The 13,830-nt window shown below is 63.8% G+C and carries 14 protein-coding genes; 4 read left to right on the top strand and 10 right to left on the bottom strand.

From position 1 onward, the window contains the following. Positions 1 to 45: 45 nt before the first annotated feature. Positions 46 to 1,056, top strand: coding sequence for a class I SAM-dependent methyltransferase (locus JG746_RS00070; RefSeq protein ID WP_202356329.1), 1,011 nt, complete (start codon positions 46 to 48; stop codon positions 1,054 to 1,056). 18 nt (positions 1,057 to 1,074) lie between these two features. Here the strand turns inward: JG746_RS00070 and JG746_RS00065 are convergent, their stop codons facing one another. The 4 genes from JG746_RS00065 to fabA all read right to left on the bottom strand — a co-directional run bounded on the left by JG746_RS00065 (position 1,075) and on the right by fabA (position 5,405). Continuing rightward, positions 1,075 to 2,619: a putative bifunctional diguanylate cyclase/phosphodiesterase gene (locus tag JG746_RS00065; RefSeq protein ID WP_202356328.1), complete on the bottom strand. Its 1,545-nt coding sequence runs from the start codon at positions 2,617 to 2,619 to the stop codon at positions 1,075 to 1,077. Positions 2,620 to 2,784: 165 nt separating this feature from the next. Beyond that, positions 2,785 to 3,588: an enoyl-ACP reductase FabI gene (gene fabI / locus JG746_RS00060; RefSeq protein ID WP_202356327.1), complete on the bottom strand. Its 804-nt coding sequence runs from the start codon at positions 3,586 to 3,588 to the stop codon at positions 2,785 to 2,787. 31 nt (positions 3,589 to 3,619) lie between these two features. Next, positions 3,620 to 4,840 carry a beta-ketoacyl-ACP synthase I gene (gene fabB / locus JG746_RS00055; RefSeq protein WP_202356326.1) on the bottom strand — a complete coding sequence of 407 codons (1,221 nt, stop codon included), beginning with the start codon at positions 4,838 to 4,840 and terminating at the stop codon, positions 3,620 to 3,622. 49 nt (positions 4,841 to 4,889) lie between these two features. After that, positions 4,890 to 5,405 carry a 3-hydroxyacyl-[acyl-carrier-protein] dehydratase FabA gene (gene fabA / locus JG746_RS00050; protein ID WP_010913332.1) on the bottom strand — a complete coding sequence of 172 codons (516 nt, stop codon included), beginning with the start codon at positions 5,403 to 5,405 and terminating at the stop codon, positions 4,890 to 4,892. 242 nt (positions 5,406 to 5,647) lie between these two features. Between fabA and irrA the strand changes: the two genes are divergently transcribed. Then, on the top strand, positions 5,648 to 6,079 hold the full coding sequence (gene irrA / locus JG746_RS00045; RefSeq protein WP_202356325.1) for an iron response transcriptional regulator IrrA: 432 nt from the start codon (positions 5,648 to 5,650) through the stop codon (positions 6,077 to 6,079). 48 nt (positions 6,080 to 6,127) lie between these two features. Next, positions 6,128 to 6,508, top strand: coding sequence for a DUF4260 domain-containing protein (locus JG746_RS00040; protein ID WP_202356324.1), 381 nt, complete (start codon positions 6,128 to 6,130; stop codon positions 6,506 to 6,508). Here the strand turns inward: JG746_RS00040 and JG746_RS00035 are convergent. Continuing rightward, on the bottom strand, positions 6,498 to 7,058 hold the full coding sequence (locus tag JG746_RS00035; protein ID WP_202356323.1) for an SH3 domain-containing protein: 561 nt from the start codon (positions 7,056 to 7,058) through the stop codon (positions 6,498 to 6,500). The two genes, JG746_RS00040 and JG746_RS00035, sit on opposite strands and share 11 nt — an antisense overlap. 149 nt (positions 7,059 to 7,207) lie before the next feature. Between JG746_RS00035 and JG746_RS00030 the strand changes: the two genes are divergently transcribed. Further along, entirely contained in the window at positions 7,208 to 8,209 is a 1,002-nt protein-coding gene (locus JG746_RS00030) for a 2-hydroxyacid dehydrogenase (RefSeq protein WP_202356322.1), read from the top strand. Positions 8,210 to 8,258: 49 nt separating this feature from the next. Here the strand turns inward: JG746_RS00030 and JG746_RS00025 are convergent, their stop codons facing one another. The 5 genes from JG746_RS00025 to dnaA all read right to left on the bottom strand — a co-directional run bounded on the left by JG746_RS00025 (position 8,259) and on the right by dnaA (position 13,802). Beyond that, positions 8,259 to 8,735 carry a GNAT family N-acetyltransferase gene (locus tag JG746_RS00025; protein WP_244730620.1) on the bottom strand — a complete coding sequence of 159 codons (477 nt, stop codon included), beginning with the start codon at positions 8,733 to 8,735 and terminating at the stop codon, positions 8,259 to 8,261. A gap of 14 nt (positions 8,736 to 8,749) precedes the next feature. Continuing rightward, positions 8,750 to 9,502, bottom strand: coding sequence for a molybdopterin-synthase adenylyltransferase MoeB (locus JG746_RS00020; RefSeq protein WP_202356320.1), 753 nt, complete (start codon positions 9,500 to 9,502; stop codon positions 8,750 to 8,752). A 31-nt stretch (positions 9,503 to 9,533) separates the two neighbouring features. Further along, positions 9,534 to 10,673 (bottom strand): DNA replication/repair protein RecF, encoded by a 1,140-nt coding sequence (gene recF / locus JG746_RS00015; protein ID WP_202356319.1) that lies wholly within the window; start codon positions 10,671 to 10,673, stop codon positions 9,534 to 9,536. 83 nt (positions 10,674 to 10,756) lie between these two features. After that, positions 10,757 to 11,875: a DNA polymerase III subunit beta gene (gene dnaN, locus JG746_RS00010; RefSeq protein WP_010913340.1), complete on the bottom strand. Its 1,119-nt coding sequence runs from the start codon at positions 11,873 to 11,875 to the stop codon at positions 10,757 to 10,759. Between the two features lie 382 nt (positions 11,876 to 12,257). Continuing rightward, positions 12,258 to 13,802, bottom strand: coding sequence for a chromosomal replication initiator protein DnaA (gene dnaA, locus JG746_RS00005; protein ID WP_010913341.1), 1,545 nt, complete (start codon positions 13,800 to 13,802; stop codon positions 12,258 to 12,260). Between the last annotated feature and the right edge of the window lie 28 nt (positions 13,803 to 13,830).

Genomic DNA, 13,830 nt, shown 5'->3' with positions numbered 1-13,830 from the left:
AAGCGCTTTCCCCCGGGAATTGCGTAAGACTCTGGGAGCATTTCTATGCCCGCTGAAGCGCTGAAGACGCTTTTCCATCCGTTCGAGGCTGAGGCTCTTGCCTTGCCGCGAAAGGGCGAGCGTATCCTCTTCCTCGGCGCCGAGCCCGGCCCGCGCTTGCCGTCGGGGTTCGAGGCCACGCTGCATCTCGTACAGAGTTTTCGGCCGCATTTCCGCGCGTTGCAGGCGGCGGGCTTTACCGTCACGCCGCGAACCGAGGGCGACGGCTTTGATGCCGCCCTGGTGCTCGCCGGCCGTCATCGCGGCCAGAACGAACTGCGTATCGCCGAGGCGCTCGAGCGCGTGGCGCCGGGCGGACTTGTCGTCGTCGCCGGCGGCAAGGACGACGGCATTGCCAGCCTGCGCAAGCGCGTCGACGAACTCGTGCCGCTCGACGGCCATATGCCGAAATATCACGGCATCGCCTTCTGGCTGCACCGCCCTGCGGACATGCGGGCCGCCGCCACGCTTCGCGCCGCCAATCCCACTATGCTGATCGAGGAGCGGTTCCGCACCGCACCCGGCATGTTCTCCTTCGACCGCATCGACGCGGGTTCGAAACTGCTGGTCGACAACCTGCCCGGCGACCTGCGCGGCAATGCGGCCGATTTCTGCGCCGGTTGGGGTTATGTGGCCGCTGAGATGGCTGCCCGCTCGCCAGGCTTGTCGGCGCTTGATCTTTACGAAGCCGATTTCGATGCGCTGGAGGCGGCCAAGGGCAACCTCGCCAACACAGTGGCGCAAGGCTTCTTCTGGACGGATCTGCTCGCCGAGCCTGTCGAGCGCCGTTACGACGTCATCGCCATGAACCCACCCTTTCATCGCAGCCGTGCGGCCGAGCCGGAGATCGGCGCCGGTATGATCCGCGCGGCGGCCAAGGCGTTGAAGCCAGGCGGCAGGCTGTTCATGGTCGCCAATCGCCAGCTTCCCTACGAGCCCGTGCTGTCGGCCGCTTTTGCCAGCCACGCGGAGCTTGCCCGCGACGGCATGTTCAAGGTGTTTGTCGCGTGTCGTTGAAACGGGGCGGTATCGCCTTCAGTGCAGGTTGGCGACGCGCCGGACCTCGTCGGTCGCGTGCTCGTCGCCAAGCCTGAACTTGAGCGGCGCGGGCCGACCGAACAGGTAGCCCTGCACCACTTCGCAGCCGGCGGCCCGCAGGAGCGTCGCCTGGCTCTCGGTCTCGACACCTTCGGCGATGATGCTGACGCCGAGCGCGCGAGAAAGCCCGACAATGGTTGAGACGACGGCGCCGGAGCTGGAATCGGTATCGATGCGGCTGACGAAGGAACGGTCGATCTTCAGCTTGCCGAACGAGAAATCGATCAGGTAGCTCAGATTGGAATAGCCGGTGCCGAAATCGTCGACGGCGACCGAGATGCCCATTTCGGCAAGCTCTTTCAGGATGGCGGCCGCACGGTCGCGGTCCTGCATCATCGCCGTCTCGGTGACTTCCAGCTCCAGCCGCGACGGCTTGATGCCGGTGGCCCGCATGGTGTCGCGCACAACGCCGACGAAGTCTTTGGTCATGAACTGAACCGGCGAGATGTTGACGGCGACGAAACAGTCGTCGGGCAAATGCCGGGCGTCGCTGCAGGCCTTGCGCAGAACCCATTCGCCGATCGGGTTGATCATGCCGGTTTCCTCGGCGATCTGGATGAACTCCATGGGCGGGATCACGCCGCGTTCGGGATGATTCCAGCGGATCAGCGCTTCATAGCCGATGATACGGCCGGTCGGCAGGTCGAGCTGCGGCTGGTAGTGGAGGTCGAAGTCTCCCCGCTCGAAAGCGGTGTGCAGTTCGGATTCGACCCATTGCCGATAATCGGCGACACGCCCCATTTCGCTGTCGAAGACCGACCAGTTGCCGACCCCGCCGGCGCGCGCATTCTGCAGCGCCAGGTTGGAGCGGCGCAGGAGAAGCACCGGATCGACGCCGTCCTTGGGCATGGCCACGATACCCACCGACAGGCTCACCGATTGCTGATGGGTGCTCAGTTCATAGGGCTCCATCATTTCGTCGATGAGCCTTTCGACCATGCTCTCCATCGTTCCCTGGATCTGATGATCCGCAAGCAGCACCGCGAACTCGCCGGCGCCGATACGCCCGATCAGGGCGCGTGGGGGCACGCAGGCCTGTAGCCGCCTGGTGAAGGCGCGGATCAACTCGTCGCCTTGCGTATAGCTGATGGCGTCGTTGATCTGCTTGAACCGGTCGATGTCGATGTCGATCAGGAACACCGGCTCCCCGGTCCGGCTTGTCGCGCATGCCGCCTCGGCGACCTTGCCGACCATCGCCGGGCGCGCCAGCAGGCCGGTCAGCTTGTCGAAATGGGTTTCGTTGAAGACGAAATCGGCCGATTCATCGACGCCGGCGAAGAACGACATGGCCGCCACCGACGCCGCCAGCGCGCAAAGCGCTGCCATGATCGCGACCATCATGTCCATTGATATGCCGGCAAAGCCGTCGCCTAGACCGTGCTTCAGGCCCCAGATGCCAAGCACGAAACTGCCAATGCCCGAACTTGCTATCGTGAGCAGTCGGAACACCGGTGTTCGCTTCGGGTTGCTGACGGCAGGCATTCAAAGGTCCCCAGATTACGGGACTCTATAGCGGAAATCTTCTTAAAATGAGTTTCCGCGAATATATCCAATTTTACTGGAGAAGATTATTCTCTTTACTGGAAAAATGGCCATTTTCCGAAACGGTTGCCCAAAGCGGGTCGCCTTGATCCGTTTCCGGACTGGTTAACCATCCGTCTGCTTCAACTCGTCGAGCGTCGGCATCGAGACGATGTGATAGCCGGAATCGACATAGTGGATTTCGCCGGTGACGCCCGAGGAGAGGTCGGACAGCAAATAAAGCGCCGAACCGCCGACCTCGTCGATGGTCACCGTGCGGCGCAGCGGCGAGTTGCGCTGCTGGTAGGAGAACATGTGACGGGCGTCCGAAATGCCGGCGCCGGCGAGCGTGCGCACCGGGCCAGCCGAGATGCCGTTCACCCGGATGCCGCGCGGACCGTAGTCGTTGGCAAGGTAGCGCACGCTGGCCTCGAGGCCGGCCTTGGCGACGCCCATGACATTGTAGTTCGGCATGACGCGGACCGAACCGGCATAGGTCAGCGTGATCATCGAGCCGCCATCCGTCATCAGTGCCGCGGCGTTGCGGGCCACCTCGGTGAAGGAGTAGCAGGATATCACCATTGTGCGGACGAAATTGTCGCGGCTGGTGTCGGCGTAGAGGCCCTTCAGCTCATTCTTGTCGGAAAAGCCGATGGCGTGGACGACGAAGTCCAGCCCGCCCCATTCCTTGCCGAGCGTCTCGAACGTGGCGGCGACCGAGGCGCTGTCCTCGACATCGCAGGGAACGACCAGCGAGGCGCCGAGCCTGTCGGCCAGCGGCTTGACCCGGCGGCCGAAGGCCTCGCCCTGGTAGGTGAAGGCGAGCTCCGCCCCATGTTCGGACAATTTCTGGGCAATGCCCCAAGCTATCGAATGATCGTTGGCAACGCCCATGACAAGCCCGCGCTTGCCCTTCATCAATCCGTCCATGGCAGGCAATCCTCTTAGAAAACCGCTGGCCTTAAGCGGAATAGCGCTGGAAAACGAGCGTTGCGTTGGTGCCACCGAAACCGAAGGAATTTGACAGGACGGTGTCGATCTTGGCGTTGTCGATGCGCTTGCGCACGATCGGCATGCCTTCGAATTCGGGGTCGAGGGTCTCGATATGGGCGCTCTCGCCGATGAAGCCGCCTTGCATCATCAGGATCGAATAGATGGACTCCTGAACGCCGGCCGCGCCCAGCGAATGGCCGGTCAGCGACTTCGTCGAGGTGATGAACGGCATCTTCTCGCCGAACACCTCGCGGATGGCGCCCATTTCCTTGGAATCCCCAACCGGCGTCGAAGTGCCATGGGTGTTGATGTAGTCGACCGGCGTTGAAACCGTCGCCAGCGCCTGGCGCATGCAGCGGACCGCGCCTTCGCCGGAAGGGGCCACCATGTCGTAGCCGTCAGAAGTCGCGCCGTAGCCGACGATCTCGGCGTAGATCTTGGCGCCGCGCGCCTTGGCGTGTTCAAGTTCCTCCAGGATGAGCACGCCCGCGCCACCGGCAATGACGAAGCCGTCGCGATTGGCGTCATAGGCGCGCGATGCGGCGGAAGCCCGGTCGTTGAACTTCGACGACATGGCGCCCATGGCGTCGAACAGGTCCGACATCGTCCAGTCGAGATCCTCGTGGCCGCCGGCAAACATGACATCCTGCTTGCCCCACTGGATGAGCTCATAGGCGTTGCCGATGCAATGCGCCGAGGTCGAGCAGGCCGATGAGATCGAATAGTTGACGCCGTGGATCTTGAACCATGTGGCCAGCGTTGCCGACGCGGTCGACGACATCGCCTTTGGCACGGCGAAGGGGCCGATGCGCTTGGGGCTGCCGTTCTTCAGCGTGGTTTCGGCCGCCTCGACGATGGTGCGGGTGGAGGGGCCGCCCGAGCCCATGACGATGCCGGTGCGATCATTGGTGATGTCGCTTTCGCCAAGGCCCGCATCGGCGATCGCCTGGTCCATGGCGACGTGGTTCCAGGCCGCGCCCTGGCTCAGGAAGCGCATCGCGCGGCGATCGATCATGGCGGAGGGGTCGAGCGTCGGCGCGCCCCAGACCTGGCAGCGGAAGCCGTGCTCGGCGAAGGAATCGGAAAAGCTGATGCCGGATCTGGCGTCATGCAGCGAGGTCTGTACCTCGTTGGCATTGTTGCCGATCGACGACACGATGCCGAGGCCTGTGACTACGACACGTCTCATTCGCAACTCCTTCCAGGGATGCTGGCCAGTGGGTCGGCCACGGGTGCGGTCAAGCGACCGCCGACTGCTTGGACAGACCGACCTTCAGGTCCGTCGCCGCATATATGGGCTCGCCATCCGCCTTCATCCAGCCGTCGGCGATGCCCAGCACCAACCGGCCGCGCATGACGCGCTTGAAATCCACGCCATACTCGACCTTCTTGACCGACGGCGTGACCATGCCCTTGAACTTGACCTCACCGGTCGACAGCGCCATTCCCTTGCCAGGTTCGCCGAGCCAGCCGAGGTAGAAGCCGGTCAACTGCCACAAGGCGTCCAGACCGAGGCATCCTGGCATGATCGGATTGCCGATGAAATGGCAGGCAAAGAACCAAAGATCCGGCTTGATGTCGAACTCCGCACGGATAAAGCCCTTGTCGAAGGCGCCGCCGGTCTCGCTGATCTCGGTGATACGGTCGAACATCAGCATCGGCGGGTAGGGCAGTTGGGCATTGCCCTCTCCGAACAACTCGCCGCGGGCGCAGGCCAGCAATTCTTCGTAGTCGTAGCTGGATTTACCCGCCATCAATCTCGTCCCCATATCGTCCGGGCGGTAGCGCGCCCTTGTCGTTGGTGTCCTAACACAATCTGTTTCAGGCCGGAAACCGGCGTTTGCGCTTAACCCGCAAGTCCGCCCGGGTCAATGCGCGCTATTGATCGCATTCGGCCGACAGAATATATGTCAACAGGGATCCGGTTTCGGCAGACATTCATTTTTTTGCCATTCTGGGCGTGTCTTGAAGCGGGACTGTTGGCTTGGAAGACCAGATGGACCGGGGCTGCCGGAAGGAAAATGTCGCTGTGGACAAGCGGGTGCGTGAAGCCGGCCTGAGGCCGACACGGCAGCGTATTGCGCTGGCCGACCTGCTTTTTGCCAAGGGCGATCGCCATCTCTCGGCCGAGGAACTGCACGAGGAAGCGCTGGCCGCCGGCGTGCCGGTGTCGCTGGCCACGGTCTACAACGCGCTCCACCAGTTCACCCAGGCAGGGCTGCTGCGCATCCTCGCCGTCGAAGGCGCCAAGACCTATTTCGACACCAACACCTCCGACCACCATCATTTCTACGTCGAAGGCGAAAACCGGATTTTCGACATCGCCAACGGTCCGGTGACGGTCACCAACCTGCCGGATCCGCCCGAGGGCATGGAAATCGCCAATGTCGACATCGTCGTGAGGCTGCGCCCCAAGCGGCAGGAATGACCGGCGAGAGCCCGGAATGGTCGGCAATGCCAGAATAATACATCAGGGATGAAGCCCCTCGACCTGATAGTCCGGCTCGAATGGGCTGTCGTAGCGGCCGCCGCGATCGTCTTCTACGCCTGGTCAGGCGGTTCCTGGTGGCTTTTCGGATTGCTCATCCTGGCGCCGGATCTGTCGATGTTCGGCTACCTCGGCGGGCCGCGCATCGGCGCCATCGCTTACAACGCCTTGCATATCCTCATCGTACCGGTGCTGCTGCTGCTCGTCGGGTATTTGTCAGGTCATACGGTCGCGATCGCGGTCGCACTGATCTGGATCGCCCACATCGCCATAGACCGCGCACTGGGCTATGGCCTGAAGCTGTCAACCGGTTTTCAGGACACCCACCTTGGCCGTATCGGGCACAAGCGGGACGACCTCAGTCCTTGACCCGCTCGCCGGGATAGGCGCCCCAGACCGCGGCCTGGGCGAGCCAGCCGGTGTGGCCGTCAAGCGTCATTTCGCACCATTGGCCGTCACAGGACTTGATCGTGCCCATGACGCCCGGCTCGACGATCGCCACCACGCTGGCATCCTTGTTGGGGCTTTTCATAAGGTTGATCTGGGCGCCCTTGCCGCGCTGCCACGGCGCGATGATGGCGGTGCGCCGGCCTGAGAGCATCGACTGGTTGATCCAGCCTTCCGAACCGTCCGCATCGCGGACGCGGCGCCAGGTATCGAATTCCTGGATGACCTCCATCGGCAGGCCGGCCTTCACATACATCCAATTGACGGAGTAGTTGGCGCCCGGGCCGACGCGCGAGTTGACGCGCGCCGGCTTCAGGCTGACGAATCGCGGCAGCGGCAGGCCGCTTGGGCCGAGCGTGACGACACCCTGGGCGGGTGCGGCCGCGCCCTGCGCCGCGGCGAGCGGGGAATAGAGGAGAGCGCCGAGAAATGCTGCGCTGAGGGCCAGGCGAAGCGACGCGAAACCAGACACTTTCGTTCCTTTCGGCGCCGGCCCGGTGGCCTCGGCGCCCCTTTTTCTTTGTCTTCGGCGGCACCGCTTGTTACATGGGTAAAATCGGCTACCGCGACCGGCTTTCAGTTTCGCCGGTCTTGGTTAAAGAGGTCTCAACGAGGGAAACAATGGCAGGCAAAAAGAAGCCTCTCGTGGTCATCACGCGAAAGCTGCCCGACCCGGTCGAGACCCGCATGCGCGAGTTGTTCGACGCCAGGCTGAATGTCGAGGACCGGCCGATGACGCAGCCGGAACTGGTCGCCGCGGTCAAGGAAGCCGACGTGCTGGTGCCGACGGTGACCGATCACATCGACGCGGCGCTGATCGCCCAGGCCGGCGAAAATCTCAAGCTGATCGCCAATTTCGGCAACGGCGTCGACAAGATCGACGTGGAGGCGGCGGCCAAGAAGGGCATCACCGTCACCAACACGCCCAATGTGCTGACCGAAGACACCGCCGACATGACCATGGCGCTGATGCTGGCGGTGCCACGCCGGCTGGCGGAAGGCGCCAACGTGCTCACCGGCGACAAGAAATGGGCCGGCTGGTCGCCGACCTGGATGCTTGGCCGCCGCATCTGGGGCAAACGGCTCGGCATTGTCGGCATGGGCCGCATCGGCACGGCCGTCGCCAGGCGAGCCAAGGCCTTCGGCCTTTCCATCCACTATCACAACCGCCATCGCGTTCTGCCGGCGGTCGAGGACGGGCTGGAGGCGACCTATTGGGAGAGCCTCGACCAGATGCTGGCCCGCATGGACATCATCTCCGTCAATTGTCCGTCGACGCCCGCGACCTTCCATCTTCTGTCGGCGCGGCGGTTGGCGCTGCTGCAGCCGACGGCCTATGTCGTCAACACCGCGCGTGGCGACATCATCGACGAGGAAGCGCTGGTCAAGCTGATCCAGGACGGCAAGATCGCCGGCGCCGGCCTCGACGTCTACGAGCACGAGCCGGCGCTCAATGCCAAGCTGCTCAAGCTCGCCGCCAGGCATAAGGTCGTGCTTTTGCCGCATATGGGCTCGGCGACGCTCGAGGGCCGCATCGATATGGGCGAGAAGGTCATCATCAACATCAGGGCCTTCGTCGACGGTCACCGCCCGCCGGACCGCGTGCTGCCGCTCAGAACCTGACCGCATCGCGGCGGCGCTTCCTGTTCATTCTTCAAATGCAAGCCAAGGCTTACGAAAGAGCCTTGCGCATGGTGATCGATGTCGGCCTGGCGTAGCCTTCATGCGCCGTCCGCCCGGTCTCGTGAAAGCCGAGGCGGGCAAAGGCGACGTGATTGGCGGTGAGCTCGATCCGTGTCTGCAGCTCCAGTGCCGCCTTGCCGCGGTCGAGCGCGAGAATTTCGACCGACTGCATCAGCCTTCGGCCGATGCCTTGCCCTTGGCAGTCCGGGGCGACGGCGAGCTTGCCGACGTAGAGATCGTCAGCCCTCTCCTGGGCAAAGACGCAGCCGACGATCCTGTCGCCGTCGAGAGCCACGAAACCGGTCTCGCGCCGGGCCTTGTCGTGCAATGTGTCTGGCGTGAGCAGGTGAGCCGAGGACGGCGGGTCGATGACGCCGTCCATGAAGGCGAAGGCATGCATGATCAGGGCGAGCACTTCATCCCAGCGGCCGAAATCGGCAGGAATGCGGTCGATCGAGAGGGGCACGGTCCGCTCCAAGATCAGCGCCTGGCGTAGCGGATCGTCTCGAAGCGCGCGGCGAGCGCGTCATAGAGCAGCAGCCGGCCGACCAGCGGCTCGCCGATGCCGGTGATCAGCTTGATCGCCTCCATCGCCTGCAGCGTGCCGACGACGCCGGTCAAGGCGCCAAGCACCCCGGCCTCGGCGCAGGACGGCACCAGGCCCGGCGGTGGCGCCTCGGGAAAGAGGTCGCGATAGCCCGGATTGGGCTTGCCGTCCTTGCCGACCTCGAAAGGCTTCAGCACCGTCACCGAGCCGTCGAAGCGGCCGACGGCGGCATGCACAAGGGGTTTACGCGCGCTCGCGCAGGCGTCAGCCACCGTATAACGGGTTTCGAAATTGTCGGAACCGTCGACCACCATGTCATAGCGGGCGACGAGGGCAGGGGCGTTGTCCGCGCTCAGCCGGAAGGTGTGCGTCTCGACCGCGGTGTTGGGATTGATGCGGGCGATTGCCGCCCTGGCGCTTTCGGTTTTCAGCGTGCCGACCGTATCGGTGGCGTGGATAACCTGGCGCTGCAAATTGGAAAGCGACACGGTGTCGTCGTCGACAATGCCGAGCGTGCCGACGCCGGCCGCCGCAAGATATTCGAGCACCGGCGCACCCAACCCGCCGGCGCCGATCACCAGGACGCGCGCCTGCTTGAGCTTCTGCTGGCCCGCGCCGCCAACCTCCGGCAGCACGATGTGGCGGGCATAGCGTTCGATCTCGTCGGCGGTGAGCGCAGTGGTCATGTCGCGACCATACAGCGGCCGAAAAACCTTGTCAGGCGTCTTCGGTTGGCCCAACCGTGCCGTGGTCGACGGTCAGGAATTGCGCACGCCCCTTCAGGCTGGAGAACAGCGCGGCATCGGTTCCCGTCATGAAGGCCTGGCAGTTCAACTCCTCGAGGATCGAAAACAGTGCCGCCCGCCGGCCGCCGTCTAGGTGTGCTGCGATTTCGTCAAGCAGCAGGATCGGCGTCAGGCCGGACATCTCGCCGGTCAGCCGCGCGTGCGAGAGTACGATGCCGACCAGCAAGGCCTTCTGCTCGCCGGTCGAGCAGAGCTCGGCCGGCATCGCCTTGGGCCGGTGCCGCACCAGGAGATCGGAACGATGCGGACCTTCGAGCGTTCGTCCCGCGGCGCGATCGCGATCACGGCCAGAGGCAAGAGCGCGGCGGAACCGCTCTTCGACATCGACTGCCGGTGCATTGGAAACCTCGGCTTCCAGATCGCCCGAAAGGCTGATGTCGGCCTGGGGGAACGGTCCCGTGTCGGGCAACCTGTCGATCATGGCGGCGAGCAGACGCACAAGTTCGGCGCGCGCCGCCGCAATGGCGACGCCGGTTTCGGCCATCTGCGTCTCGATCGCCTCGAACCAGCGATCATCGCGAGTCCCATCCGTAAGCAGGCGATTACGGCCACGCATCGCCTTCTCATAATCGAGGGCACGTTGGCCGTGGCCGGGATCGATCGCCAGCACCAGCCGGTCGAGAAAGCGCCGGCGATCCGCGGCCGGCCCGGTGAACAGCGCGTCCATGGCCGGCGTCAGCCACACCACGCGCAGCCATTCCAGCATATCTTCGGCCGATCGGGCAGTCGCGCCGTTGATGCGAACCCGCCGGCCGCCTTCGCCCTCGCCAACCGAAATGCCGGTGCCGATCTCGACCTGGCCGTCGGGTCCGTCAAGCCGGGCATGCAGGGCAAAGCCGCCATCGCCGCCTTCGCGCGCGACATCGGCGTAAGGGGCACGGCGCAGGCCACGCCCGGGCGTCAGAAAGGAAATGGCTTCGAGGAGGTTGGTCTTGCCGGCGCCATTGTCGCCGGAAAACACCACGGCGCCCGGCGCAAGATCGATCGCCAGCGCCGCATAGTTGCGGAAATTAGTAAGTGTTAGCTTACTTATATGCGTCTGTGCCGGCAACCGCTATCCGCCTGTAGAAGTGCCGCAACCATCGCTTCGTAGCCGGCCGGTCCTGTCACGGGCCTGATCGATACCCGCGCGGGCTATACTCGCATCGGCATCAGCACGTAAAGCGCGGTCTCGTCGGCCATGTCGTGGATCAGCGTCGGCGAACCGGCATCGGCCAGCATGAATTTGGCTTCCGTGCCGGTTAGTTGCGCGGCGACGTCGAGCAGATACTTGGCATTGAAGCCGATCTCGATCGGGTCAGACGAATAGTCGGCCGCCAGTTCCTCGGTGGCGCTGCCGGAATCCGGATTGTTGACCGCAAGCGTCACCTGGCCTTCGCTGATCGAAAGCTTCACAGCGCGGCCGCGTTCGGAGGAAATGGTCGAGACGCGATCGACCGCCGCGGCAAAGCTCTGGCGGTCGAGGATCAGCTTCTTGTCGTTGCCGGTGGGAATGACCCGCTGGTAATCGGGGAAGGTGCCGTCGATCAGCTTCGAGGTCAGGACCACGCTGCCGATGGTGAAGCGGATCTTGGTATCGGACAGTTCGGTGGTCACGGCGACATCCGGATCGTCGACCAGCTTCTGCAGTTCGCTCACCGTCTTGCGCGGAATGATGATGCCCGGCATGCCCTCGGAGCCCGCCGGCGCGTCGATTTCGGCGCGCGCCAGGCGGTGGCCGTCGGTCGCCACCGAGCGCAGCTTCAGCTTGCCGCCGACTTCATGCGTGTGCAGGTAGATACCGTTGAGATAATAGCGCGTCTCCTCGGTGGAAATGGCGAACTGCGTCTTCTCGATCAGGCCCTTGAGGGCAACCGAGTCGAGCCGGAAAATATGCGAGAAGGATCCGGCTGAAAGCTCGGGGAAGTCGGATTGCGGCAGACACTGCAGCCGGAAGCTCGAGCGGCCCGACGTCACCGTCATGGCGTTGCCGTCCTCATCGGTCTTCAGCATCACCTCGGCGCCGTCCGAGAGCTTGCGCACGATGTCGTAGAGCAGATGCGCTGGAACCGTCGTTGCCCCGCCACGCTCCACCTTGGCGGGCGTCGCTTCCGTCACCTCCAGGTCGAGGTCGGTCGCCTTCATTTCAAGGCTGGCGCCCTCGGCGCTCAGCAGCACATTGGACAGGATCGGTATCGTGTTGCGCCGTTCGACCACTCGGTGGACGTGGTTGAGCGACTTCAGGAGATTTGACCGTTCCAGGATAACACGCATGACGAAACAGGCTCGCTTGAAAGGATGAGCGGGTCTCCGGCTGGCGGCGCCCCGCGAAAGGTCTGAACAGGCTCAGAATCTGCGTAAACTGACAGGAAAAAGCCAGCAAACGCAAGCCCGCGCCACCGGTTCGGGCCGGCTGCGCAGGCTTTCTGGGGATAAAGGCAGCGAAGACCGCCGGCCAGGGTGCCGAATCCGGAATCCGGACCGTCACGAGGCTTGGTTTTGACGCAATTTCCAAGGGAAAGCGCTACGCGCTTCCCCCGGAAAACCGTTTCGCGCTTTTCCCGGAATTCCAGGCCGCGAGCCCATTTCGAACTCACGGCCGGGTAGGCAAGCCATTGAATTCCAGTGCGGTTCCGGCTTGCCCGTACCTGACCGGTCAGGCCTGGTCGTTGATCAGCCGTCGCAGCAGCTCAAGTTCCTGTGCCAGCGTGTTGTCGTTGCCGGAGAGATCCTCGATCTTGCGCACGGCGTGCAGCACCGTGGTGTGGTCACGACCGCCGAAACGCCGTCCGATTTCGGGCAGGGAACGCGGCGTCATCACCTTCGACAGATACATGGCGACCTGCCGTGGCTTGACGATGGTGCGCGTGCGCCGATTGGACAGCAATTCCGTCTTCGACACGTTGTAGTGGCGCGCCACGATGCGCTGGATATCCTCGATGCGGACCCGCTTCGGCTCACCCGTGCGATAGATGTGGCCGAGGATCTCGTCGATGCGGTCGATGGTGATCTGCGGCTCGAACGACTGCCGGAACAGCAGCTGGTTGAACGCGCCCTCCAGTTCGCGTCCGCTGCCGGTCACGGTGCGGGCGACGTGATTGAGGATCTCGTCGGAGATGTCGAGCGATGCATCGTCGATCCTGGCCGTGGCCAGGCGCAGTTTGAGCATGCCGAGACGCATGGCGAAATCAGGCGCCGACATTTCAAGCGCGACGCCGCCATTGAGGCGCGAGCGGACGCGCGGCTCGAGCGATTCCAGCTCGGACGGCGGCCGATCGGCGGCGACGACGACCTGCTTGGCGCTGTCGAGCAGCATGTTGATCAAATGGCAGAATTCATGCTGGATCGACTTGCCCTGCAGGAACTGCATGTCGTCGATGATCAACAGGTCGATATCGCGCAGCTGTTCCTTGAGCGTCAGCGCGTTGTTGTCGCGGATCGCCGTGGCGAAGCGCCACATGAAATATTCCGCGGTGAGATAGACGACGCGGGATTTGGGGTTCTGCTTCAGCGATTCCGCCGCGATGGCCTGCAGCAGGTGGGTCTTGCCGAGCCCGACGGTCGCGTGCAGGAAAAGCGGATTGAAGCGCACGGCGCTTGACTGCGATTCCGCCACGGCCTTGGCGGCGGCGAAGGCCACCCGGTTCGACGGCCCCTCGATGAAGGAGCCGAACGTGTAGCGCGGGTCAAGCGGTGAACCCAGCACATTGTGGCGGAACTCGCTCTCGACCGCCGCACCCGGGCGCGGCACTGGGGGGCGTTCCACCCTGCCGGGGCTCACGGTGCCGGCGGCCAGCGCCGTCTGCGTCTGTCGTGTCATCTTGCGCGCCGGCGCCAACTCCGGCTCGGCATGGCTGCGCCCCTGACGGGTGGCCGTGCGCACCACGATCTCGATCTTGAGGAGATCGGCATCCTCCTGCTTCCACAGTTCGGAGATGAGATCGAGATAATGGCCATTGATCCACGAGCGCAGGAACGCGGTGGGCACCGAGATGCGGACAATGCCCTTGGACGCTTCCGCGACCTTCATGCGGCCGAACCAGCTCGAATAGACTTCAGCCCCCAGACGCGCCTTCAACTGGGTCTTGACCCGGTCGAACTTCTGTTCCGCGTCGCTGGAGACCGCCATCTCGTTCGCTCCGATCAAAGTTCCAGGAAATGGGAGGTCGCCCGTAAGCTCCCTTTCGATGCCGCTCTGCATGATCGAGTTCCTTGTCTTTCTGTACCTG

Origin of the sequence: Mesorhizobium sp. 113-3-3 (assembly GCF_016756495.1) — a bacterium.
Taxonomy (GTDB): Bacteria; Pseudomonadota; Alphaproteobacteria; order Rhizobiales; family Rhizobiaceae; genus Mesorhizobium.
The sequence above is the reverse complement of the archived record's forward strand: the minus strand, read 5'-3'. Positions and strand labels throughout refer to the sequence as shown.

Bases quoted from the DNA above. Each gene is read 5' to 3' on its own strand.
- JG746_RS00070 (WP_202356329.1), top strand. From the start codon at position 46: ATGCCCGCTGAAGCGCTGAAGACGCTTTTCCATCCGTTCGAGGCTGAG.
- JG746_RS00065 (WP_202356328.1), bottom strand. From the start codon at position 2,619: ATGCCTGCCGTCAGCAACCCGAAGCGAACACCGGTGTTCCGACTGCTC.
- fabI (WP_202356327.1), bottom strand. From the start codon at position 3,588: ATGGACGGATTGATGAAGGGCAAGCGCGGGCTTGTCATGGGCGTTGCC.
- fabB (WP_202356326.1), bottom strand. From the start codon at position 4,840: ATGAGACGTGTCGTAGTCACAGGCCTCGGCATCGTGTCGTCGATCGGC.
- fabA (WP_010913332.1), bottom strand. From the start codon at position 5,405: ATGGCGGGTAAATCCAGCTACGACTACGAAGAATTGCTGGCCTGCGCC.
- irrA (WP_202356325.1), top strand. From the start codon at position 5,648: ATGGACCGGGGCTGCCGGAAGGAAAATGTCGCTGTGGACAAGCGGGTG.
- JG746_RS00040 (WP_202356324.1), top strand. From the start codon at position 6,128: ATGAAGCCCCTCGACCTGATAGTCCGGCTCGAATGGGCTGTCGTAGCG.
- JG746_RS00030 (WP_202356322.1), top strand. From the start codon at position 7,208: ATGGCAGGCAAAAAGAAGCCTCTCGTGGTCATCACGCGAAAGCTGCCC.
- JG746_RS00020 (WP_202356320.1), bottom strand. From the start codon at position 9,502: ATGACCACTGCGCTCACCGCCGACGAGATCGAACGCTATGCCCGCCAC.
- dnaN (WP_010913340.1), bottom strand. From the start codon at position 11,875: ATGCGTGTTATCCTGGAACGGTCAAATCTCCTGAAGTCGCTCAACCAC.
- dnaA (WP_010913341.1), bottom strand. From the start codon at position 13,802: ATGCAGAGCGGCATCGAAAGGGAGCTTACGGGCGACCTCCCATTTCCT.